A 23316-nucleotide genomic window follows, 5' to 3' on the forward strand; every position below is an offset into this window, starting at 1 on the left:
AAATAGAACCATGAAAACGAGCAAGGAAGTTACATGAAATCGCACCAGCCTAACCTTAACAAAAGCACCAGTTTGTTGATTGCTGCCTCATTGTGTGTGGGCGCGTCAGCCCCTGCTTTTGCCAATGATGAACTGAGTTTTGAGTGGGATTGGGCTGTCAGTTACGAAACGACCAAGCAGCGTGACAGCGCATTTATACAAGCGCAGAGCAGTTCTCGTGATTCACTTAATGCACTCTTGGATGTGCAGGTGAATTATCAAAACTTCAGTGGCTTGTTTGCTCTGTACAGCCAAGGTTTGTACCTCAATCAACAAGGAGAGAGTGATTGGTGGAGTGAAGCTGATAACCAGTTGCTGATTCGTGAGCTGGCTTGGCTAGGGGAGTGGCAAGTCGGTGATACCACTCTTGATGTGAGCTTAGGTAAGTTGCGCGTGGATTGGGGCGTGGGTTATGGCTACCGACCTTTGGATCTGTTTAAGCCTTATCGACAAAACCCGGTTGGCTTAGTCGCAGAAGAGGGCGCGGGCGTGTTTTCACTTTCACACTACGATATGGCCGGCGAATGGACCGTCATTGCGACCGATTCAAGCTGGGGGCAACAAGACCAAAGTGCACTTGATCAAGCCGCAGAGCAACAAGGTGTTGGTATTCGTCGTTATGCGCTGGTGGGTGACACCGAGTATCAACTTATTGGTTATTACGATGATGTGCGCCGAGGTTTGCTTGGCGCTAGTGCCATTGCCGTGTGGGATGAATCCATCGCCATGCACGGTTCCATACTGTGGCAAAAGCAAAGTGTCGGCTATCAGTTTCAGCAGGATGATCTTTACCAACCCGTTTCAACTGAGGAGCAGGGAAGCGCATTCCAAGCTTTAGTTGGGGTGAACTGGGCAAATCAAGCCGGACACAACGTGATTGCTGAATATTGGTACGACAGCCGAGCATGGTCGAAAAGCGAATGGCAGCAAGCAATAGAGCGTGGCGAATTACTCTCTCAGATCCCTGAACCTAACAACTCTCTGTTGGCTAGCAGCGCTCTACTTGCGACAAGCTACGCCCAAGGGTTTCAGCATGCCAATATCGTTCAGCATAACGTAATGCTGCACTGGAGTTGGGATGTGGAAGCGTGGGCTGCATGGAACGGTAAAGCGGATATGGGCTGGCTAAGTGATGTAACCCCTACGTTGGATGTGATGTTGTCGCCGCAAGATGGCGGTGTGATTGTCACGCAGTGGCTTAACTACCAATGGATTGATACTGGCGATCAAAGTGTAGAAGTGGAAGTTGCCGCACGCTTTTTAACCGGAGACGATCAATCTGCTTACGCACAAATCAATGATAAGCATATGATTGTTTTTAACATCAAAGGGAAATTCTAAATGTGTTCAGCAAAATCAGTGGTGAAAAGTGGATGGTCGCGTAGCTTATTAGTGACCACGGCATTTTGTCTCTTTATCGCAGCAATGACGCTTTCTGTTTGGGGGGGCTCATTCTACGTTCATGTTATGGTGAGTTTTGGATTTGGCTATTCGGCTATCTTCTTCTCATGGCTTGTCGACCGCCTGTTTCCTACCATTCCTCGTTTGGCGGAAGTGGCTATCTCGCTGACGGCTTGCTTATTGTTCGGTGTGGTAAACGCCCAGTTTTGGCTCGGAGAATATTTCGGCATCTCAGGTATGCTATCGGTTGGACTCATGGGGTTGTTATTCAGTGCCATGTGCTTTTTCTATTTCTATTCACGCGAGCAACATGCAATCGCGCAACGAGAGTTGGAAGCCATTAAGCGCGAGAAAGCAGAGCAAGATCGTGCGCTGTTGCTGAGTCAGCTTAAGCAGATGCAAAGCCAGATTGAGCCGCATTTCTTATTCAATACCTTGGCAAATATCAGTGCGCTCATGTCGCAAGATGTTGATAAAGCCAAGCTGATGCTAGAACAGTTAACCGCGCTGCTGCGTGCAACGCTCAAAAGCTCACGTGAAGAGCACACCACCATAGACAATGAAACGGCGTTACTTGAGGCTTACTTAGGCATCCAGCAAACCCGTTTAGGTGACCGACTCAGTTACAAGATTGAGGTAGAAGAGGGGCTAGGTAGAACCGAGTTACCGCCGATGATGCTTCAACCCTTAATCGAAAACGCCATCATCCATGGTATTGAGCCGAAGCGAGAGGGCGGCGAAGTCAGCTTACTCATTAAGCGCGAACAACAGAACTTGCAGATTGAAGTCAGAGACTCAGGTGTTGGCTTAAATCACGTGAGTGGGCACATGGGCTCTGGCGTCGGTTTAAGTAATCTCAAGCAGCGAGTTGAAGCTTTGTTCGCAGGGCAAGGGGAGGTTTCTATCAGTGAGTCTACTCAGGGTGGCGTTTGTGTTCGCTTGCGCTGGCCAATGGAATCGTAATCAAGGAAGAAAGGAATGAATACAGGGTTTACTGCCATTATTGCTGATGATGAACCGCTATTGAGGCGTCATCTTGATAAAAGCCTAGCTGAAGTGTGGCCAGAGCTAGAGGTGATAGCCAAAGTCGCGGATGGTGAACAAGCGTTGCAAGCCATTGAGCAAAACCAACCTGACATTGCGTTTCTTGATATTCGTATGCCAGTTCTGGATGGCATGACACTAGCGCAAAAACTCAATCAACTCGCCAATCCACCTTTGATTGTGTTTGTCACTGCGTACGATGATTACGCCATCAAAGCCTTTGAACAAAATGCCGCCGATTATTTGCTCAAGCCTATCTCGGATGAGCGCCTGCTGACGACGTGTGAAAGAGTGAAAGCACGCCTTGCTAAGCGAGAGCAAGAAAGCAGTAATGTGCAGATGAGCAGCCTGTTAGAACAGTTACAACAATTATCCGCGCCACAAACGCCGCAATATCTTCAGTGGATCAAAGCGACGCAAGGGGAAGATATTCATCTGATTGCCACGTCTGATGTGTTGTATTTCAAAGCGGAAGAAAAATACGTTTCTGTATATGCCCAACAAGGACAAGGCAAAGTGCAGGAGTATTTGATTCGTACATCGTTGAAAGAGTTGATAGGGCAGCTTAACCCAGAACAGTTCTGGCAAGTGCACCGTTCAAGCGTGGTGCAAGTGTGCAAAATTAGCAAAGTAAACAAAGACTTTGCAGGCAGAATGTTTGTTCACGTTGGGGAAAACAAGCTCCCTGTGAGCCGTGCATCTCAAAGTTTGTTCAAAGGGATGTAATCGCTAGAACTGCTCACTCTTTACACTGTAAACTCGCTGCTCTTTTTTTCAGCAATAAAAACAAAAAGCGCCTAAGTCATCAGACGTTAGGCGCTTTTGTCGTTTTATAGCGACGATTTCTACCAAGAGGCGAATGGGCTTATTCGCTGACTGTCACTTTCTCAATAATGATTGGATCGCATGGCACATCATCGTGACCAAGCTTAGAGGTCGTTTTCACTTTCGCGATGCGGTTTACGACATCCATACCCGCAGTCACTTTACCAAACACGGCGTAGCCCCAGCCTAGGTTGGTAGTTGCGGTGTGGTCTAGGAAATCATTGTCTTCCAAGTTAATGAAGAACTGTGCCGTTGCAGAGTGCGGAGCATCGGTACGCGCCATTGCGATAGTGCCAACAAGATTCTTTAGACCACGGTTTGCTTCGTTCGTAATCAGGGCGCGTGTTGGCTTTTCTGCCATGTCTTCGGTATGACCGCCACCTTGGATCATAAAGCCGTCGATAACGCGGTGGAAAATGGTGCCGTTGTAGAAGCCATCTTCACAGTATTTTTTGAAGTTCTTTGAGCTAACTGGCGCTCGTTCTAGGTTCAGTTCAATCTCGATGTCACCGAAATTGGTGGTCATGATAATCATCTGGTTTTGCCCTTGTAGGTGCTAAGTTGGCGGCATTATAGCTAAGACTTCTGAGGATAGCAGAAATAAAAACAGCGACGTTTTGGCGTCGCTGTTTGCATAGTAAATGGGCGAGGAAAGCGTTAAACCGTAAAGCGACCGACCAAGTCGTACAGCTCGTTAGCTTTGTGGTTAAGGTTGCCACTGCCTGCGCGGTTTTGGTTGGCAAGGTGTGCCGATTGGCTGCTTTGTTGAGAGATCACTTCAATACGTTGTGAAATCTCTTGCCCAACTTGGCTTTGCTCTTCGGTTGCCGTTGCGATCAAGGTGTTCATGTCCATGATGTTAGCAATTGCGGCTTGGATTTCTTGCAGTGCGGCAGAGGCAGCACGTGCTTCCTCAACCGTTGCTTCACCACGCGCTTGGCTTGAACCCATGGCTTTCACTGCTGCATCCGAGCCAGACTTCAACTGCTCAATCATTTGGTGAATTTCGCCTGTGCTGTCTTGAGTGCGACTCGCCAGTTTACGAACCTCATCGGCAACGACCGCAAAGCCGCGACCTTGTTCGCCTGCACGTGCTGCTTCAATGGCTGCGTTTAGTGCCAATAGGTTGGTTTGCTCGGCAATGTCTTGAATCACTTCTAGCGAAGAAGAAATGTTTTGTACATCGCTCTCTAAACGAGAAATTACCGTGCTGGCTTCCGACACTTCTAGCGCGAGCGCTTCGACAGAGCTCGCTGCGGAATCAACAATGTGTTTTGCTTGCTGTGAGTTATCATCAGCGTCTTTAGCGGATTGCGCCGCTTGGTTAGCGTTGCTGGAAATCTCGTGCGCCGTTGCTGTCATCTCGGTCATTGCCGCAGCGACCTGTTCGGTTTCTTCACGTTGACCTGAAGCCAATTCGTCCACTTGCGATGCTCGCTGTGACATGTCGTTGGTCTCTGAAACCACTTCTTGCCCTACGTGGCTAACACTCTTGATGATACCCTGCAGGCTTTCAACGAAGATATTGAAGTTACGGCTAAGCTGGGTGAACTCCGGTACGCTTGATTCTTCCATGCGTGCGGTTAAGTCGGCATCGCCTTGCGCGAAAGAGTGAATTGAAGCATCAAACTGCTCAATAGGCTTCATGATGCTGCGGTTAACAAACACCGCGAAGACCGCGACGATGGCTGCAATCGAGACACAGAACAGAGCAATTGCCGTCAGTGTGGTGTTGAGAGCCTGATGCGCGGCTTCTTCCATGTTTGCCACAATAGCGTCGATATCGTCAGTATAGAAACCCGTTCCCAACATCAAATCCCATTCAGGAATAAAGACTGAGTAGCTGAGTTTCGGTAGTGCTTCGCTCTGACCGGGTTTCGGGAAGTAATAAGTCGTGAACTCACCAGTTTTGGAATTTTTGAGCAAATCCTGAATCAGGTAATTGCCTTTCTTATCCTGCAAGTTATAGAAGTTTTCCCCGATGCCTTTAGTGTTTTTACCCACTACGACGCGAACGCCTTTTGAATCGTAGCCAAAGATGTAACCGGATTGACCGAACTCCAGCTGTTTCAAGATAGGCAGAGCCTCTTCAAGTGGGGCGTTTTGAGCGAGTAGTGGCTCGACAGCGGAACGCGCCATTTGGACGTAGTTTTTGAGCTCAGCTTTTTTCATCTCCATCATTTGACTTCGAGTCTGCTCAATCTCGTGTTCGTTGTAGGCAGTGGTTTGTAGGTAGGTGAACCACATCATGCCTATTGCCATGGTTAGAATTGGAATTATTGAAAGGATATATAGTCGTTTTCTGATCGTCAGATTCATAGAGACGTCCTTCTCTCGGCGCAGCGTTACAAGTGACAAGCTGAATAAGCCTGCCTGATAAAATTATTAATACTTATTGTTGTAATGCTTAGAGATTAACCGAGTTAATCAATCAGAAGTACAGGAAGTTTATAAATTTAGACTAAGGTCGTAGCATTTTTAAGCGGGATCACAATTAACGTGAACACGAACCGTTATTGCAGCGAGAAGTGCCCGTTAGCCAGTAGGAAACGCGGTAGCGGTTTTTGGCAAATTTGAGGTAAAGCCAGTCCGCAACAGGTTTGATAATGCGCCAACGCAATGGTGCATACAACCAACCGCGACCGACCAATTGCCATGCACGATGAGTCACGTCCAACCCAAGCAGCAGCTCACCCTTATCGTTGAGGGCGTGCAAAATGGTGTTGGCTTGCTCCGGATCGATCTGCGGATAATCGGCGAACGCCTCGCTGTAGATATCGACGGTTTTAATCTGCTGTTTGGAATCGCGTTGTTTTAGCGCCTTCATCTCTTTGGCGCACAAGGGACAAGTGCCATCGTAAAATACGGTCAGTTTGGTCATGATTGAGCTCATTATTGGCGGTTCTTATCCCTTTTACGCGATTATTTTTCTTTTAGTTCATTGTCTTGCAAGTAATGCAGCCAATTATCACGGATGTTGTCGTAATTGAATTGGCAGAACTCTTTGCGATCGCGTAAGTAATCTTTTTCTACTTCATCCAACAAGGCTTTGTATTGCTCTGGATCGCTGCCGTAGACCAGACACAGGGTAGAGAAGTAACGTTGCAGATCGAAACTGTGCTCATCAATGTACTCGCCAAAATCGTAGTAGTCCGGTCTGTCGTCGGATTCGAATGCGAACATGTCCGCAGCACTGATCGCCACATCGGCACCGTCATCAACGTAATCAATCAACAAAATGGTGGCGAAGTTATCGACCGCATCTTCCTCTTTACCCAGTACTGGAATGTTTTGATCGGCAATGTAAGCGTGTCCGGCTTCGTGCAATAGTGTGTGCAGCAAAGTATCGAGCGCGCCCGTTTTCGGTGCTTTACCGTAACGTTCTTGGTACTTGTTGTTGGTGAAGTAGTTAAATGATTCCAGATAGAAGGTGTATGGGATATGGATGGTGTGGGTTTCTGGATCGTAAAGCGGACCGTCTTCGCCACCGTAGGTCAATGTCAGTGGGTTATCAAACGGGAAGTAATCATCAGAAAGCTGGACAAAGATGTCGTTCACTTCACTGCTTTCAATCACTTGCGCAGCAAAGCGATCGTCGGCAGTTTCCGCAGGGAGGTATTCGATTTTAATGTTTTCGCTCGCAGACGCTGTGGCAGCAAACAGCAGCAGAGAGGCAAAGGCAGAGTGACTTTTCATTTTCGGAATCTTGTTATTTGTTTGGTTTGCTTGAAAATTATACATGCTTTTTATAGTGTGCGCGCTGGAGGACACATTCATGAATAATCCATTACTACTGCAACCCCGCATCCAATAGGCGTTGTTGACTGAGAACGCAGCAACAACGCCACGAGAAACCGTTCCGTGGCATACATTTACTCTATTGAGGCAACTGCCATGAAAAAACATTGGTCCAAATTTCAGTACCTGCACCAAGTGGTGCAAAACCAAAACATCCACATCAAAGGCACCCACAGTTATTACAGCGATTGTTGGGATAATGGCTTCGAAGATTCTGTCGTGCGTTATCTGCATGGTGATGAAGTGAGTAAAGCGTGGCAGCCGAGGTGGGAAGTCGATCAGCTTTATATCGGTGATTACGTTTGTATCGCGGCTGAAGCGGTGATTTTGATGGGCGGTAACCACAATCACAGGACGGACTGGTTTTGTCTGTATCCGTTCCTTGATGACATCGAGCAATCTTACCAAGGCAAAGGCGATACCGTGATTGGTGACGCAGCTTGGATTGGCATGCGTGCGATGATCATGCCCGGCGTCACCATTGGGGAGGGCGCAGTGATTGCCGCAAACAGCGTCGTGACTAAAGATGTCCCACCTTACACTGTGGTGGCAGGATCTCCGGCAAAACCCGTTAAGCTTCGCTTTAAGCAAGACATCATTGATAAGCTGCTCGCCCTACAAATCTACACGTGGGATGAAGCCAAGTTCGAGGCACTTCGCGCTTTCATCTGCAGTAATGATATTGAACAGTTGATCATTTCAGAAGCAAACTATGAAAGTGGCGAATAGCACTGAAATGAGGAAAATTTTCAGCGATATGTTATAATCTCGCTCCGTTGTAACGAGAACACTTGTTGCAAGCTTGAGAATTTCCCGGGATTCGGCTCGTTCCAAACACCATGAGTCAGAGTTTTTAACTACGATGGGATACAAGCAAACCCAGATGTTAGAGCGCCACCTCGGCGCTCTATTCGTTATGACGGGAAGGAACTTTGCTCGATAGTGATGATCACATTCTGTTTAAGTAAGGGAGCCCGATAGCGGTTCAGAAAGTGTCACTCGGACAATACTCACAACACGATATCCATCTCCTGCAAGCAGTCATTTCTGTTTGTCTATGAAGAGGATAAGAAGGAGCTTAACAGGCTCCTTTTACATTTTAGGGCTTGCGAATAGCGCGTAAATCAGAACATCGCTTAACGACCGTCCCTTAAACTAGCCTAAGGCGCATTTAACACAACCTTTTGAGTATTTTCGGAAAAATATAGCGAGAAAATTTGCTATTGAGCGAAGGTTAAACTAACACTCAATCATTACGGAGGATGAAGAGAACAATAATAAGAGGCGATATGAATCATTTAATATCTGTAGGTGCACTGGAGTCCTTTTTGGTTGCGATCAGTGTGCTTTTCCTGGGGCATTTCATTAATGCTAAGCTACCGATCTTAAAGAAATTCAACATACCTGAGCCGATTGTAGGGGGCTTAATCGTTGCCTGCATCATTACTGCTCTTCATTTTAACGGCGTCGATTTGGAGTTCGACTTACCGTTGCAAAACACATTCATGCTGATGTTCTTCGCTACCGTTGGTTTGGCAGCAAATTACACTCAGTTAATGAAAGGGGGCGCGAAGGTTTTCATCTTCTTAGCAGTCGCGTCGTTCTACATCATCATTCAAAACGGTGTCGGTGTTTCACTGGCAGCGGCATTGGGTTTAGATCCGCTGATGGGGCTTATCGCTGGTTCGATTACTCTATCAGGTGGTCACGGCACGGGGGCGGCGTGGTCACAAACTTTCCAAGACGTTTACGGTTTGAATAACGTATTGGAAATCGCGATGGCGTCAGCAACATTCGGTTTGATCATCGGTGGTATCATCGGTAGTCCGGTTGCGCAGCGTCTGGTCGAAAAGAACAACATCGAATCTGAGTATGGTCGTGGTGGTCGAGATGCCAAAACCCACGAGAAATTCCCGGAGTTGGTGACGTACAACGAGTACGAAGAAGACAAAGTAACCGCGAAAAAAGTGGTTGAGAAACTGTTCTTCCTATTGATCTGTGTAACAGGTGCTAAGTACGTAGAGCAATGGGTGAGCACTTACGACATTCAATGGCTGATGATTCCAGACTTCGTTTATGCGTTGTTCATTGGTGTGATCATCACTAACTTCTTGGAAGTGACCAAGATTCGTAAGTTGGATGCCGAAACAGTCGACATGTTAGGTACGGTGTCGCTGTCTCTGTTCCTAGCGATGGCTCTGATGAGCTTGAAACTATGGAACATCTTTGACCTAGCGATCCCATTCTTGGTGATTCTAGGCGTACAGTCAGTGATTCTGGCTATCTTCACCTACTACGTAACGTTCAAGGTGATGGGTAGCAACTACGATGCTGCGGTTATCGCAGGTGGTCACTGTGGTTTCGGTTTGGGTGCAACCCCAACGGCGGTAATGAACATGGGTTCAATCGTTAACCGCTTTGGTCCGTCACCACAAGCGTTCATGGTTGTGCCGATTGTTGGTGCCTTCTTCATCGACATCGTTAACTTGATCATTCTACAAGGCTACATCTCGTTCCTTGGCTAGATAGATTAAGACGCCAAATAAAACAAAAGGTCACAGTATTGCTGTGACCTTTTTTGTTTCTGGCGCTTGCCAACGACGAACTTCGTCAGTCTATACGCAAGCTTTCATTTTCAAGCGGTTCTTGTTGTCGCGATTAGCAAGGACTTGCTGGTGGTCATCAATCGTCCCCAGTGTTTTCGCCATGCGATCGTAAAGCACAACGTTCACCGTCGCGGCTAGGTTCATACAACCGTGAGTCGGTACGTACACCACGTGATGCGCCTTATCGACCATCTCTTGCGGCAGTGAGCCGTCCTCCGGTCCAAACACATAAATCGCGTTCTCTGGGTGAGTGAAGTGCGGCAGTGCTGTTGCGCCGACCACTAACTCAACACAAACAATTTCCACATCGTCGGCAACATTAGCAGTGAGGTCTTCCATCTCCACTAATTGAATACGTTCTTGTGAGTTCTGGGTGTCGGTCTGGAACTTTACTGCGCGGCTGTAGCGCGTGCCGTTGTAACGAACTTGCGCAGCGTCGTAGCAGCCTGCGGCTCGTAATACAGCGCCAACGTTGGTTGGACTCTTTGGGTTGTACAGTCCAATAATGGCTGTTGGCTTGGTGGTCATGGTTGGTGTTCTGCTTTTCAAAAATTCTAGATAATAGCGCTGAGCGCATTAAGCGAGGGATTATGAACTTAACCACGCCGAAGCGCTATTGCTATAGGCTGATTATTTTTGCGTTGAAGCAAAGAGAATGAAGATTGATGGTGCTGAAAATGAAAAAGCGAGGACAGTACCTCGCTTTTGTGTGGTTTCGCTTGTGCTTGTTAGTTCACGGTGCGGCTAAATTTGATACTAGCCGTCCAAGCAAGCACACCGATGAAAGCGTAAATCCCAACGTTCATCCAACCTGCATCTGGAATCGCGCTGAACGGGTTTGGCGCAAGAATCGCGTGCAGTGGTAGGTAGAAAATCGCTGAGAAGAAATCATCCAGACCATAGTAGTTGAACATCGCAATTGGCATCCAACGTAGCGCGTAAATACCAATCAAGATCACCAACAGTGGTGAGTTCACTTTCTGTGAGATTGCCATTGCGGTTAGTGCGAGCGGCAATAACAATACTCCAGCCACTACCATTCGAAGCAAGAATTCAATCCAGTTCAGCAGCACGAAACCCAGTGATGCTTGTCGATACAATAACGCCAGCTGGTGGTCCGTTGAAACATTTAACATCCACAGCATAAAGTCCGCAGCGAAAACCAATACCGAACACACTAACGGAATCACCAATAAACCAAACGTCAGCTTCACCAGATGGGTTTTCACGTCACTGACAGGCATACTGCGCCAAAACATGATACTGCCCTCTGAGCGCTCTTTACGCAGCGTTCTTGGGAAGTATTGAGTACCAAGCAGGATAGACAATAAACCAATGCCACCTGTGATCAGCATGTTGACGTCATCGCCGAGTTCTTTGTGGATGTCACTGACATCACCGCCAAAGCTCATTTGGAAGAACATATTGTGTTGCAGTGTCGAGCTGCTCATTAAGCTGACGAACAGCAGCACGCCACAGGCAAACATAAACAACGGCACGCGTGTAACCAATGGGTTCTCTAGCCATTCTTTACGCAACATCGCGACAATCGATTTCATTATGCTGCCTCCTTCTGCAATGCCAAGAACAGATCCGCAAGCTTGACGCCATGCACATCACCCAGCCCAGCTACTTGCTCTGCGTATTGAGACGACAGCAACCATTTAGTTGTGCCCAAGCCTTTTTGTGATGACAGTGGTTTCAGCGCTTCGATTTGTGCGCGATGCTCATCACTGGCATCGAGAATGAAGTAATCCTCGCTGATGCTGTCCATTGAGGTTTGTAGGACCGGTCGACCGTGTTTAAGGATCAGCACGTCCGTCAGTAGGTGTTCGATTTCCGATACTTCATGGCTCGCTATGATCAGCACACGCTCGCCATCGTGGAACCATTCCAGCAAATGACGGTAGAAGGTATCGCGATAAACCAAATCCAAACCAAGCGTTGGCTCGTCCAGAATCAGAATCTGCGTATTGGTCGCGATGACGACAGCCAAGTGCAATTGCACCTTCATGCCTTTCGATAGGGATTTGATGCGTGCACGCGGCTTGATGTCGGTTTGACGAAGCATGGTATCGGCTTTGCTGCGATTAAAACCTGGGTGTACGCCCTCGGTGTAATCGAGCAACTGAGCAACGGTCATCCAGTTTGGTAGAACGTTCACATCCGAGATGTAAGACAAGCTCTGCATGATTTTGTCGCGTTGCATGATTGGTTCAAAGCCGTTGATGCGAATGGTGCCCTGATATTCGTGTGCACCGAGTAGGGCGTTAATGAGAGTCGATTTACCCGCACCGTTATGACCTAGCAAGCCAAGCACTTGACCCGCTTGTAGATCAAAACTCACGTCATGCAGCGCTTCACCCTGCTGACGATATTGCTTGGAGAGGTGTTTTACACTGACTAATGCGCTCATTGGTCACCTTTAATATGTGTTTGGATTTGTTGGATAAATTCATCAAGTGACATATCCAGACGTTGTAATGTGTCGGCGATCTGCGGAATTTGTTGTTCAAGGAAACGTGCTTTTTCATCAGCAAGCAGCTGTTTTTTTGCACCTTGGGCGACAAACATGCCTTGCCCACGTTTCTTTTCTACCAATCCTTCATCAACCAATAACTGATAGCCCTTCATGACCGTCAGGTGGTTGATCTTCATATCCGCAGAGACACTGCGTACCGAAGGCAAAGCTTCACCCTCTTGCCAGATGCCTTGCAATATTTGCTGGGTGATCTGGTCAGCCAACTGACGGAAAATCGGTTGGCGATCATGCCAATGCGTCATGATTGGTTTCCTTGGCTGAGTTGGTGTTATATATATGTATAACACCTCGGCGATGGGATAGAAAGCGCCAATCTTCTTGCGCTGTTTTCTCAATCACTTTTGCCGATGAAAGTTCGACAAAGTTTGCACCAGAGTTTCACGCAAAATTTGTACGCAATCGCATACGTTTTTGCCTTCAAAAACTGGTAAAAAATTGTTCACTTCTCATAAGTTGAGAAGAGCGAAAAAAACGAGAAAATTGCGCCACAAAACTTGGTGAAAAAGTGTGTTTTTTCATTGAGTGAGAATTGGGTGAATATTCGAGTTATTGCTTTCTTATTTAATGAGAATCTAGTGGGTTTGGACCCTAGAAAACCACACGTTCAGTAGGCACTCTGACCTGCCTAAATACCGCTCAACCTGCGAGTTGTTACTCAAAGGATGAGAAAAAGGAGGCAAAGAGGTTTTATGAATCAGGTCATTTCTGTCGGTCCACAAGAGTCGTTTCTCGTCGCTATTTGTGTGTTGTTCTTGGGACAATTCGTTAACGCTAAATTACCGATCTTAAAGAAATTTAATATTCCCGAGCCAATCGTGGGTGGTTTGATTGTCGCATGTGCGATCACCGCGATGCATTTCAATGGCGTGGATTTAGTTTTCGATTTACCGCTGCAAAACACTTTCATGTTGATGTTCTTCGCCACTGTTGGCTTGGCTGCAAATTACACCCAGTTGATTAAAGGCGGCGCTAAGGTGTTTATCTTCTTAGCCGTGGCATCGGTGTACATTCTTATCCAAAACGCGGTCGGTGTCTCCTTGGCAACGGCGCTTGGCTTAGACCCGCTAATGGGCTTGATTGCCGGTTCGATTACGCTGTCTGGCGGTCACGGTACGGGCGCAGCATGGTCACAAACCTTCCAAGACATGTACGGCTTGCACAACGTACTAGAAGTGGCAATGGCGTCCGCTACCTTTGGTTTGGTCATTGGTGGCATCATCGGCAGCCCAGTAGCGCAGCGCTTGATAGATAAACGTAACCTTGAATCTGAATACGGACGCACCAACCAGACTCACGAGCGTTTTCCTGAATTGGTGACCTACAACGAGCACGAAGAAGACCGCGTAACCGCGAAGAAAGTGGTCGAGAGTTTATCGATCATTCTATTGTGTGTTACTGGTGCCGATTACTTAGAAGGCTGGGTGAGCAGCTTTGGTATCAAATGGCTGATGATTCCAGACTTCGTTTACGCGCTGTTTATCGGTGTGGTGATCACCAACATCATGGAAGTGACCAAAGTACGCAAAGTGGATGTTGAAACGGTCGATATTCTCGGTACGGTTTCGTTGTCTCTGTTCCTAGCGATGGCGCTAATGAGCCTAAAACTGTGGAACATCTTCGACTTAGCAATCCCGTTCCTCATCATCCTAGCGGTGCAATCGGTGATTCTGGCGGTCTTCGCTTACTACGTAACGTTCCGTGTGATGGGCAGCAACTACGATGCCGCAGTCATCGCAAGTGGTCACTGTGGCTTTGGTCTGGGCGCAACGCCAACGGCAGTCATGAACATGGGCTCTATCGTTAACCGCTTCGGTCCATCACCACAAGCCTTTATGGTGGTGCCTATCGTTGGCGCGTTCTTTATCGACATCGTCAACCTAGTGATTCTGCAAGGCTGTATTTCTTTTATTAAGTAACCAGCCTTACTCCACAAAACAAAAGCCAGTCCCGAGAGACTGGCTTTTTTGATCTGACGTATGTCTCGTCCTGAATGAGTTGCGGCGCAGGACTGCTCTCCTTTAGATTCTCAAGCAAGTTACAGTGAAAAACTGTCAACTTCCGGTATGAGACCCAAATAAAAAATGAGCATGCTAGGGTGCAGAGTCACCATTAAGTTTGTTTGCTAAGGATATCAACCTCTTGTAGGTCTTTAGGAGATTTATGGGCCTCTTAAAACGCATTCTGGGACACTCGTGCGAGAACACGCATTACCAAATCAACCGTGTCCAATCACACTATGTTTCTATACCTTGTGAAGCTTATTGTAAAACGACGGATGCCTGTCTGATTCATCTCTACAGGGATAAACATCAACGTTTGGCAGATCGCTTCATCAACCGCTCTACTTTTTATTACTCGGATAACGAAGATCCCAATGAACTTGTGACTTTATTGGACCTTGCTTGGCGTGGTTTATGTCCGAAGGCTAAAGTGCCAGCGGTGAGAAAGGCCATCTATGAAAAGCAGCAGGAAGTACTTGAGAGCCTTCAAGGCATGGACAGTTACATCTTGCTGGTCGGTTCATGGTTGGGTGTGGAAGTCACTAATTTCAAACGCAATGTGCAAACCAAGCATCAAGAAATGATAGAAGATCGCTTGTTGATATTTGGCGAGGAAGCGGAGGCGTTCCCTATTACGGAGGAATATGGCAGTGAGCTGTATTTTTATAAGTACCAACTGCTGCTGGATATCACGATTAGGGCAAATGAACTTAACGTAAAAAACGTCGTCGCTCGGTGTACTTTCCGTTGGTTTGACGCGATATTAGCGGGCATTTTTCTGGGTAGCATGGAGCAAGAGGTAATTGAGGAAATCCATGATATGCACAATTACCATCAGAACGTGCTTAATCAGATTTTTGAGCTGGCGGGAATCGGTTCTCTAGAGCAGTTTCTTTTAAACGTTAAGCCAGCGTAGAAGTATGATAAGCGTATCAACCGTGGGTAGGATGATACGCTTTCACAAGTTCTAGCTTTTTCGATGCAATTTTTCATAGGTTGCAAAGCTAAAAGCGCAGGCTGAGGAGATCAGATCTTGCTTGATGATGGTGACAGCACTGGCATCACTATTGGCGTAGTGTTTGGTAAAATGAACTTCTAGCGTACCCTTGTCTCGATACCCACTCATTACTGGCTTTATCGATATCTCTTGGTTGAGTCCTTCTGCTTCGTTGGGCTCGCCTAAGCTGAGCACTTTCCCCACATATAACCTTCTATCCGATAGCGTCAGCATGACCATTTTGTCCCCTTTTTCTAACGCTGATTTAAAGAGAAAGTCATCCAGTGAGCTGTCGGAAAAGACTCTCGCATTCAGTCGTTCTTTTGGGCTAAACGTCATGTAGCGAATGCAATATTTGATGTAGGCGAGCAGAGACCAAAATACAGGCACGAGCAACATCGAAAATGTAATCATGGTTACCCAGGTGAGATTGATAACCTCTTGATTGCTAAAGGCACCAAGTTCATAGAGTAGGTTCGATGTAAACTCATAAGGCGTCTGTGCCAACAACGCGTCAGGTAACCATTTTATCGGAGCAACATGTGTGATGGCTGCGAAAAAATACGCGTAGCGATTAATGATCAAGACTAAGCCTAAGGCGATAAACAAACATATCATGCCTAAGTTTGCGCTTTTTAAGTACAGGTACTGTCCTTCATAACGGTGCACCTTGTATCGATAGAACGGATGGATATGACAAACCAAAAAACCACTTACCAAGATTGGTAAGATTAGCAACAAAAACAACTATTTCTCCTCAACGAGTAACCGAGCTCTTTCATAAATATTGTTCGTCATTAGGTCTTGATGAACCTCTTTGGCAGATATAAACACCGTCCCCCTGCCAACGACTTTTAATGATGTGTAAGAATGATTGATCTTTCTTGAAAGGTGTCGTTCCTCTTTCGTTCCCCAAAGACCGAAAGTAAAAAACCGAATAATTCGCTCCATAATTCCTTCGAAAAAAGTGGTATATCTGAGGTGATTTAAAAATATAAACAGAAACCCAGATAGTGTACCAACCTAGTTGTGTTATATCGAATAAGCGAATAATTAAATGGTTGTTATTATGCGGTGTTAAATAACAAGAGCAGGATTTTCTGTCTGTTTTTTATAATAAATAGCCGCTTATCATGTTAACTGTGTTTTTTTACCAGAAAATACACCAATAAATACAAAATGTAGAAATACCATCATATTATTTTGAAAATATTTCATTGATTATGGCTCATGATGTTTTCAGTGGGAGGAGTGATACTCTCAGAAAAAAGCATCAGGTTATTCGCATATGTTTTTCCATCAAGTTCAATCAAAGAAAGTCACATTGAAGCCCTACCGTTCGAAAAGGAGCCTGCTCGTTCGGATATCTAACTACCAAGGGTTCATCGCCATCAATGGAAACGAAGTGCCATTGTTTAACAATAGCTTACTGGTTATCCCAGAAGGGGCGATGGTGGAGTGCGATCTGCTTAGGCAGGGGGATGAGAGCTCATTTGAGGTCGTGACTCTCAACAAGACTGACATCAAAAAGATGAAGGTGAAGCTCGAAAAGCTTAATGATCTCATCTTAAACAAAAACAAGAATGAGTCATTTATTCTGTATAAGAGTAAAGAACTGTGTGAAATCTTTTACTCAAATAGACAACTTAATAATTGCCAAAAGCTGAAAAGCATTAAAAATATCGCATTGAAGCAGAGTATCTTTCACTTGGTATTACTGCTGTATAAAAAAGGTGTGGATGTCAGCATATTGTTTAACAGTGATTATCACATATCGTTGTCTTCTCGTTTAGCCAAGCTGTTTATGTCTGAACCAACGAAGAAGTGGACGTTAGACTTGGCGGCGAGTTGTATGTTTACCAGCCCTTCTACGTTACGGAGAAACCTCTCTAAGGAAGGGGGAGCCTTCTCGCATATTCTCAATGATGTAAGGTTAGGTATCTCCATCAACTACTTAACGTTCACGTCATACAACGTTTTAAAAATCAGTGAGCTCAGTGGTTTCAATAGCTCGGCGTACTTTTGTACGATCTTTAAGAAGAAGTATGGTGTGACGCCTCAAGAGTTCAGGAAAAACTCCAAAGAAAACAATGTCTAGTGGCGATGGTTATATAGCGGCTCAGCGTTAGTTTGAGAACTGAGACCTAAAAAAGTAGATGGCATGGGTTAGTAAATCTTTATCCATGGAAGATAGAGTATCGTCATTTTTCTTGAGCAGAATGTCGAGTGAGTTGATGAGTCCATTGCTCATGATGGAGCTTAATGGCAAACAAAACTTCGAGAGATATAAATCAGTGGTGGTTTTGTATAACTTGACATAAACCGTTGTTAAGCATGATGTAATTTGAATCTTTTCACTGCAATTGCTCAAAGGGGATGAAAAGTCTGAGTTTATATAGCAGTTACTCGACATCGAATAACTAGGTAATAGAGGGATCTTTTTAGGCAGAAACATAAAATTATAAGTATTAAGTCAGATTGTTTTTAATCAGTTGCTTATCTCAATGTAACGAAACGATAAGAATAAGTCATTGCGCGATCTGCCTATTGTGTTTTGATGTTTCTTCCTAATAAATAGCATGATTTATATTTTTGCTCATATTATATCGGTCATTGATTTAACCTTATATATCAATTGAATTTAATTGGGAAAATTGAATAAATAATAAAGTTGTTGGTAAGAATAAATGAACTGATTTTTAATGATTAGCTATAAACCAGTGTTTCTTGTTTTGGGATTCCTGTTATCTAAACTCGCATTGTTTATGTATATCCCATTTTTGATGGCTGTAGTGACAGGGACTCAAGGGGCGTTAGATTTTGGTTTATCAGCAATCATTACCCATATCGGGGGATTAGTGTGCGTGGCGATTGGCGGGAAAACATCAATCGCTCTCAAGGTAAAAGATGCATTTTTGGTCACCACGCTAGTCTGGGTTCTAGGCAGCGCGTTTGCGTCACTTCCCTTTGTATTCATCAATGAAATCAGCTTCACTAACGCTTATTTTGAAACCATGTCTGGTATCACCACGACTGGGTCTACGGTTCTTGCTGGTCTGGATAACATGGCACCCAGCATATTGCTTTGGCGTTCGCTGCTTCAGTGGTTTGGTGGCGTAGGGTTCATCGTGATGGCTATCGCTATTCTACCCATGATCAATGTTGGTGGAATGCGACTTTTCCAAACCGAATCCTCTGATTGGTCAACAAAAAGTGCACCTCGAATGAAGAGTGTTGCCAAGAGTATTCTGTCTGTTTATCTGCTGCTGACTTTTCTTTGTGTGATGAGCTACTTGCTATCTGGCATGACTATATTTGATGCAATCAACCACGCACTGACCACCGTCTCTACGGGAGGGTACTCAACGACCGATGCTTCCATGAATGGTTTCTCGCCAATGGCTCATTGGGTGGCGATCATCTTTATGTTTGCGGGTGGTATGCCATTCATTCAGTTTGTGGCAGCAATCAACCAAAAGAGTCTGTCGTGTTTAGTGAAAGACGCGCAAATCAGAGCCTATTTTAAGTTGGTGGTTGCGTTGAGTTTGGTTGTTGCTTGCTGGTTGGCATTGAAGCTCGATTATCCATTCATCGACGCGATTCGTATTGCGACCTTCAATATCGTTACGGTGATGACCACCACTGGGTTTGCATTGGACGATTTCTCCAGTTGGGGAAGTTTGCCAACCATTTTGTTTTGCTTCGTTCTGTTGATGGGTGCGTGCTCTGGCTCAACGTCAGGGGGCTTCAAAATCTTCCGAATTCAGATAGCGACCTCACTCCTTAAAAAACAGGTTTTTCAGTTGGTACACCCTTCTGGCGTCTTTACCTTGCGTTATAACAAAGCACGTTTGTCAGACAGTATTGTGCAAGGTGTAACGGCATTCGCTTTTGTTTATGCATTAACGATTATTTTTATCGCAATGTTATTGGCAATCATAGGCTTAGACCCTGTCACTAGCTTGTCTGGTGCCATTACTTCGGTGGCGAATGTCGGTCCTGGTCTCGGTTCTATTATTGGTCCTACTGGCAATTTCTCGACACTGCCAGATGCAGCAAAGTGGATTTTGAGCCTCGGAATGCTGATGGGACGCTTAGAGATCCTCACCATTGTGGTCGTTTTGTCTCCTTATTTCTGGCGTATTTAACCTCGCCGACTTTTCCAACGCTAATTAGCGAGCTCTTCAGGTTTTTATTTTTAAATGACGATTATGAAATTGGTATTTTTTGCGAAAGAGATTCATCACTTTATCTTGCGTGTTCATGCTGTGGATGGGAGAAAAAAGAAAGAAATTAGAACGTTAAGGCAAGGCTTATGTCGCACCCTACAGTTTGAAGGCGCGGGGTTTGAGCTCTATTCCTTGCTAGAACCAACACATGATATCTCCAAGGCTCAAGTGATACGTCTGGCTAAAGATAAACTGAAAATCTTAGTCCGAAAATTCAAAAAAGAATTCGAGGAAAAAGAAAACGACGCCGTTGATGCTTTAGAGAACCAAATCGTTGGTTATTTATTTAACTCTGAGCAGAAGGTGAGCCTAAAAGAGCTCTCTCAAAACCTCTATATCAAGGGTGTTTATAACCAAGAGACGCTCGTCACCACCATGAGTCGGTTGGTAAAAAGTAACAAGGTGAATGTGACCCACACGGCTCTGGGCAGTATGTATTACATCAATTATCGCAATAACTGGGTCTACGATGGTTCCAACCAATCCTACGTCCAATGTAAATGTCATTATCACTGTGCAACCTGCGAGCTGAACTTAGACTGTGCCTATCAGCCAAAATACAAAATCGTGCGCGAGTTCTATAAGTTGATTGATGTTGGTTTGGCTGTCGCCACGGGCAAGTTGGAGAAAGAGAGCGATAGCTTGCTTGGTGACACCATTCGCTTCTACTCGAGTATAAAAACACCGAGCGAGACAAGAATATCGGAGGGCGTGGATTACACCGTGATCAACTCAACGGATGATCAGTTAGTGGTCATTGATAACTTGGGTGAGCCATATAGCGTGTTATTGGAAGACTTAAATTGGTTTCGTATGGATTTGGGTAGTCAATGTAAGAGTAAGAAAGAGAAGATCGCCGTCAAGAGGCGGTTTATCAGCAACTACGAGTCAAAGCGTAAGACCAGAAATTGCATTGTTCAGTGCTTGTCATCCATCGGCGACACTTCAGTATCGGTCGATACGTTAATGATAAAGCTAGGGTTGTTAAGACTGCCTATTGAAAAAGCGCTCACTCTGCTTGAAGAAGAAGGGGTAGTCAAAAGCCACACTGAGGCTAACACCAAGAAGTACTTGTTATGCTAGTTGAGTTTCTTGCTTTTACTGCGACCAGTTTTCTATAAGGGTAGGGGAGCGATTTAGATTTGAAGTCATATAACTTCATTTATGGATTGATTATCTATACATGTCGCACAAAGAATCGACTATCTTGCTAGTATGCTTGACAGTATATAGATGTTAATTATTTGATAGCAATGTTTTTTCATAATATTAATGCCAGCAATTTTAGGCTACACAATTACAGAACTAAAAAGACGATATTTGCCAGAGTCTCAGGTTATCAAGGAGATATTAGTATTAATGGTTCTCCTGTTCAGGAGTTTAACAATAACTTAATTATCATTCCAAAAAACTCGTTTGTTCACGTTAATATATCAAAGTTAACTGAGGATTCTGAATTAGACTTCATTAGCTTAAATGATTTTGATATTGGTTTTATTAAGCGAGACCTTTACGAGTTAAACAAGTTTATCTTTGATAAGAGAAACAGAAAATTGTGTCGTTCGAGTGATGGCGGAAATTTCTTAAAAGCTCATAACAAAGATTTTTGTGATGTCTTTTTAATGAATCGGGTCGTTGATGGGCATCGTTGTATGGGGCGGTTGAATAAAGCGCTGCTTAGACAGAGTGTGGTTGAACTTCTGATTCACCTACACCTGGAAAACAAAGACATCAATATCGTCTTAAACATGAAAAGTGACCTGTCGGTTTCTGAGAGATTGTCCAATCTACTTATGCGTGAACCGAGGAAGCATTGGACGCTTGAGGCGGCGGCTCTGTCTATGGCGACCAGCATTTCTACCTTGAGGAGAGGATTATCAGCAGAGCAGAAGTCTTTCTCTTGCATCCTCAACGAGGTCAGGCTCAATGTTGCGATTCGGTATCTGAAGTTCAGTAACTTCAGCATATTGAAGATAAGCAACCTGAGTGGGTTTAAGAGCTCTGCCTATTTCTGCACTGTGTTTAAAAAAAATAAGCAGACCACCCCTCAACAGTTCAGAAGCCGCTTCAGAAAATCCATTGTTTAAGTTTTTCGGTTTCCGGTAATTCACTCTTATCTCATCGCATAGCAATGATAGAAATTGTGAGTAAATTCACTGTTTATATTTTTTGTTTAGTAACGTAGAAATAGTTTTAAACATTCCATTAATAATGAATTGATGCTGACATTTATATTGTAATCTTTTGGGCAAAATGTCTAATTTAGACTCCGCTTGATTCCTGTATATTGTGTCCATTCGTTACAGCATCGATATAGAAATCCATGTAATTGTGTAAGTTTATTAATAGTGACGCTATAGGTGAAATTAAAGAAGAGAATTATTAAGTATCTCTTTTCACTAGGCGTTATTTATTACTCGTGATTTCTATTCCTATTCAGCGTTATTCGTTGAAGTTTGACCTATTTCACTCGTTACCAATGAAACGGTAATAAGCATTTTAATCCTAATTTTTTATTTAAAGGTAGGTAGAAAGGTATGTTCATATGACAGATTTCCAAACGACAACGACTGACAAAACCAATACACCTCGTGTTGAACAAGGTTTTGGTCTCAATCGTCAGTGGTTAGCGTCTTTGACATTAAAATTTGGTGCGCATGCTGAAGGTAATTCCAGTGTCACACGATTAAATACCCTACGACACTTTGGACCCTTGATCGTCCAAAGACCTTTCTATCCTGAGGGTAAAGACGGCTGTTGCCATGTCTACATTCTGCACCCGCCTGGTGGTTTGGTGAGTGGTGACGAGCTGAACTTCAACATTGGTGTACAAAGTGACGCTCACGCTTTAGTGACAACCCCCGCCGCAAACAAGCTATACAAAGCCGACCGCAACTTGGTGCCGTGGAAACAACACACCAACTTGGATGTTGAGGAGAACGCCATTTTAGAGTGGCTTCCTCAAGAGTCGATTGCTTTTGATGGTTCTATTGGTGACCAAACTTGCACGATCAACTTGGGTACAAATGCCAAGTGTCTTGGCTGGGAAATTACCGTTCTAGGGCGACCTGCCAGTGAGCTGCCATTCGAAAGTGGGTGCATCACTCAACAATTTAACCTCTACCAAAATGGCAAACCGCTGTGGCTTGAAAGACAAACGGTCGACCCGACTCATCCGCGTTTTACTGGTAAGTGGGGGCAAGGCGGTTCAACGGTTCACGCCAATATGTGGGCGGTCGGTCTAGACGACCCAAAACAAGCGATTTTAGCACTTCGAGAGCACATGCCAGCATCCGACCGTTGGGCGGTGAGTGAGCGTCGTGGTGTGTTGGTCATCCGCTATCTCGGTACCGAAAGAAACGAAGTTTGGGACTTATTCCAACAAGCGAGAGAAGTATTGCGTCCGCTGCTCATTGGCATGGAACCAGTGATACCAAGAATCTGGCTGACTTAATCAAACTCGAATTATAACGCCTTATTAAACATCTAATAACGCGATTTTATATTGAAAATCATGAAACGGAGTAAACGATGGAATTAACACCTAGAGATAAAGACAAATTACTTTTGTTCACTGCAGGTCTGCTTGCTGAAAGACGCAAAGAAAAAGGCATTAAGCTGAATTACCCAGAATCTGTTGCGCTGATCAGCTGCGCAATCATGGAAGGTGCACGTGAAGGGCGCACCGTTGCAGAAATGATGAGTGCAGGTCGTGAAATCTTAACTCGTGCTGATGTGCAGCCTGGCATTGCTGAAATGATTGAAACAGTACAAGTAGAAGCAACTTTCCCTGACGGCACAAAGCTAGTGACTGTGCATAACCCGATTATTTAAG

The 23316-nt window shown here is 45.0% G+C and carries 22 protein-coding genes; 13 read left to right on the forward strand and 9 right to left on the reverse strand.

Annotated elements, in window-relative coordinates; genetic code table 11:
• The first annotated feature begins 33 nt into the window (after window positions 1-33).
• From QMY49_RS19310 to QMY49_RS19320, 3 genes are read left to right on the forward strand one after another with little or no spacing between them, the layout of a single operon-like run.
• Window positions 34-1380, forward strand: coding sequence for a DUF1302 domain-containing protein (locus QMY49_RS19310; RefSeq protein WP_283316162.1), 1347 nt, complete (start codon window positions 34-36; stop codon window positions 1378-1380).
• Window positions 1381-2403: a sensor histidine kinase gene (locus QMY49_RS19315; protein ID WP_283316165.1), complete on the forward strand. Its 1023-nt coding sequence runs from the start codon at window positions 1381-1383 to the stop codon at window positions 2401-2403.
• Window positions 2404-2418: 15 nt separating this feature from the next.
• Entirely contained in the window at window positions 2419-3210 is a 792-nt protein-coding gene (locus QMY49_RS19320; protein ID WP_045371237.1) for a LytR/AlgR family response regulator transcription factor, read from the forward strand.
• 139 nt (window positions 3211-3349) lie between these two features.
• On the opposite strand, the gene QMY49_RS19325 is transcribed toward QMY49_RS19320, so the two are convergent.
• From QMY49_RS19325 to QMY49_RS19340, 4 genes are all read right to left on the reverse strand, one after another.
• Window positions 3350-3844: a peptidylprolyl isomerase gene (locus QMY49_RS19325; RefSeq protein ID WP_283316168.1), complete on the reverse strand. Its 495-nt coding sequence runs from the start codon at window positions 3842-3844 to the stop codon at window positions 3350-3352.
• A 122-nt stretch (window positions 3845-3966) separates the two neighbouring features.
• The gene (locus tag QMY49_RS19330; RefSeq protein WP_283316169.1) at window positions 3967-5628 is read right to left on the reverse strand and encodes a methyl-accepting chemotaxis protein; all 1662 of its coding nucleotides are present in this window, start codon (window positions 5626-5628) and stop codon (window positions 3967-3969) included.
• A gap of 175 nt (window positions 5629-5803) precedes the next feature.
• Window positions 5804-6190, reverse strand: coding sequence for a thiol-disulfide oxidoreductase DCC family protein (locus QMY49_RS19335; protein WP_009696545.1), 387 nt, complete (start codon window positions 6188-6190; stop codon window positions 5804-5806).
• Between the two features lie 41 nt (window positions 6191-6231).
• Window positions 6232-7005, reverse strand: a complete 774-nt coding sequence (locus tag QMY49_RS19340) for a DUF4344 domain-containing metallopeptidase (protein WP_283316171.1) — start codon at window positions 7003-7005, stop codon at window positions 6232-6234.
• A gap of 198 nt (window positions 7006-7203) precedes the next feature.
• Here QMY49_RS19340 and QMY49_RS19345 point away from each other — a divergent pair, with 198 nt between their 5' ends.
• Both QMY49_RS19345 and gltS (QMY49_RS19350) read left to right on the forward strand, forming a co-directional pair.
• Window positions 7204-7836, forward strand: a complete 633-nt coding sequence (locus QMY49_RS19345; RefSeq protein ID WP_283316173.1) for a CatB-related O-acetyltransferase — start codon at window positions 7204-7206, stop codon at window positions 7834-7836.
• 560 nt (window positions 7837-8396) lie between these two features.
• Entirely contained in the window at window positions 8397-9632 is a 1236-nt protein-coding gene (gltS, locus tag QMY49_RS19350) for a sodium/glutamate symporter (RefSeq protein WP_005428854.1), read from the forward strand.
• Between the two features lie 90 nt (window positions 9633-9722).
• Here gltS (QMY49_RS19350) and QMY49_RS19355 read toward each other — a convergent pair whose 3' ends face one another.
• From QMY49_RS19355 to QMY49_RS19370, 4 genes are all read right to left on the reverse strand, one after another.
• The gene (locus QMY49_RS19355) at window positions 9723-10241 is read right to left on the reverse strand and encodes an RNA methyltransferase (RefSeq protein ID WP_005448887.1); all 519 of its coding nucleotides are present in this window, start codon (window positions 10239-10241) and stop codon (window positions 9723-9725) included.
• Between the two features lie 200 nt (window positions 10242-10441).
• On the reverse strand, window positions 10442-11272 hold the full coding sequence (locus QMY49_RS19360) for a hypothetical protein (protein ID WP_061066069.1): 831 nt from the start codon (window positions 11270-11272) through the stop codon (window positions 10442-10444).
• Complete coding sequence (locus QMY49_RS19365) at window positions 11272-12129, reverse strand: ABC transporter ATP-binding protein (protein WP_283316178.1); 858 nt, start codon at window positions 12127-12129, stop codon at window positions 11272-11274. The genes QMY49_RS19360 and QMY49_RS19365 overlap by 1 nt, the downstream gene beginning before the upstream one ends.
• The gene (locus tag QMY49_RS19370; RefSeq protein ID WP_010644392.1) at window positions 12126-12497 is read right to left on the reverse strand and encodes a GntR family transcriptional regulator; all 372 of its coding nucleotides are present in this window, start codon (window positions 12495-12497) and stop codon (window positions 12126-12128) included. The genes QMY49_RS19365 and QMY49_RS19370 overlap by 4 nt, the downstream gene beginning before the upstream one ends.
• Before the next feature lie 447 nt (window positions 12498-12944).
• On the opposite strand from QMY49_RS19370, the gene gltS (QMY49_RS19375) reads away from it, so the two are divergent.
• Both gltS (QMY49_RS19375) and QMY49_RS19380 read left to right on the forward strand, forming a co-directional pair.
• Window positions 12945-14171, forward strand: a complete 1227-nt coding sequence (gltS, locus tag QMY49_RS19375; RefSeq protein ID WP_005428834.1) for a sodium/glutamate symporter — start codon at window positions 12945-12947, stop codon at window positions 14169-14171.
• A 244-nt stretch (window positions 14172-14415) separates the two neighbouring features.
• The gene (locus tag QMY49_RS19380; protein WP_033008119.1) at window positions 14416-15171 is read left to right on the forward strand and encodes a hypothetical protein; all 756 of its coding nucleotides are present in this window, start codon (window positions 14416-14418) and stop codon (window positions 15169-15171) included.
• 51 nt (window positions 15172-15222) lie between these two features.
• On the opposite strand, the gene QMY49_RS19385 is transcribed toward QMY49_RS19380, so the two are convergent.
• Entirely contained in the window at window positions 15223-15999 is a 777-nt protein-coding gene (locus QMY49_RS19385) for a hypothetical protein (protein ID WP_283316184.1), read from the reverse strand.
• A 658-nt stretch (window positions 16000-16657) separates the two neighbouring features.
• Between QMY49_RS19385 and QMY49_RS19390 the strand changes: the two genes are divergently transcribed.
• From QMY49_RS19390 to ureA, 6 genes are all read left to right on the forward strand, one after another.
• On the forward strand, window positions 16658-17350 hold the full coding sequence (locus tag QMY49_RS19390; RefSeq protein ID WP_228286520.1) for a helix-turn-helix domain-containing protein: 693 nt from the start codon (window positions 16658-16660) through the stop codon (window positions 17348-17350).
• 604 nt (window positions 17351-17954) lie between these two features.
• The gene (locus tag QMY49_RS19395) at window positions 17955-19400 is read left to right on the forward strand and encodes a TrkH family potassium uptake protein (RefSeq protein ID WP_283316189.1); all 1446 of its coding nucleotides are present in this window, start codon (window positions 17955-17957) and stop codon (window positions 19398-19400) included.
• 54 nt (window positions 19401-19454) lie between these two features.
• Window positions 19455-20564 (forward strand): hypothetical protein, encoded by a 1110-nt coding sequence (locus QMY49_RS19400; protein ID WP_283316192.1) that lies wholly within the window; start codon window positions 19455-19457, stop codon window positions 20562-20564.
• A 170-nt stretch (window positions 20565-20734) separates the two neighbouring features.
• Entirely contained in the window at window positions 20735-21568 is an 834-nt protein-coding gene (locus QMY49_RS19405; protein WP_283316194.1) for a helix-turn-helix transcriptional regulator, read from the forward strand.
• Window positions 21569-22026: 458 nt separating this feature from the next.
• Window positions 22027-22935, forward strand: a complete 909-nt coding sequence (locus QMY49_RS19410; protein ID WP_017189779.1) for an urease accessory protein UreD — start codon at window positions 22027-22029, stop codon at window positions 22933-22935.
• A gap of 77 nt (window positions 22936-23012) precedes the next feature.
• Window positions 23013-23315: an urease subunit gamma gene (gene ureA, locus QMY49_RS19415; RefSeq protein WP_009696559.1), complete on the forward strand. Its 303-nt coding sequence runs from the start codon at window positions 23013-23015 to the stop codon at window positions 23313-23315.
• The last annotated feature ends 1 nt before the right edge of the window (window position 23316 follow it).

It is taken from the genome of Vibrio harveyi, from assembly GCF_030060435.1.
Lineage (GTDB): Bacteria > Pseudomonadota > Gammaproteobacteria > Enterobacterales > Vibrionaceae > Vibrio > Vibrio harveyi.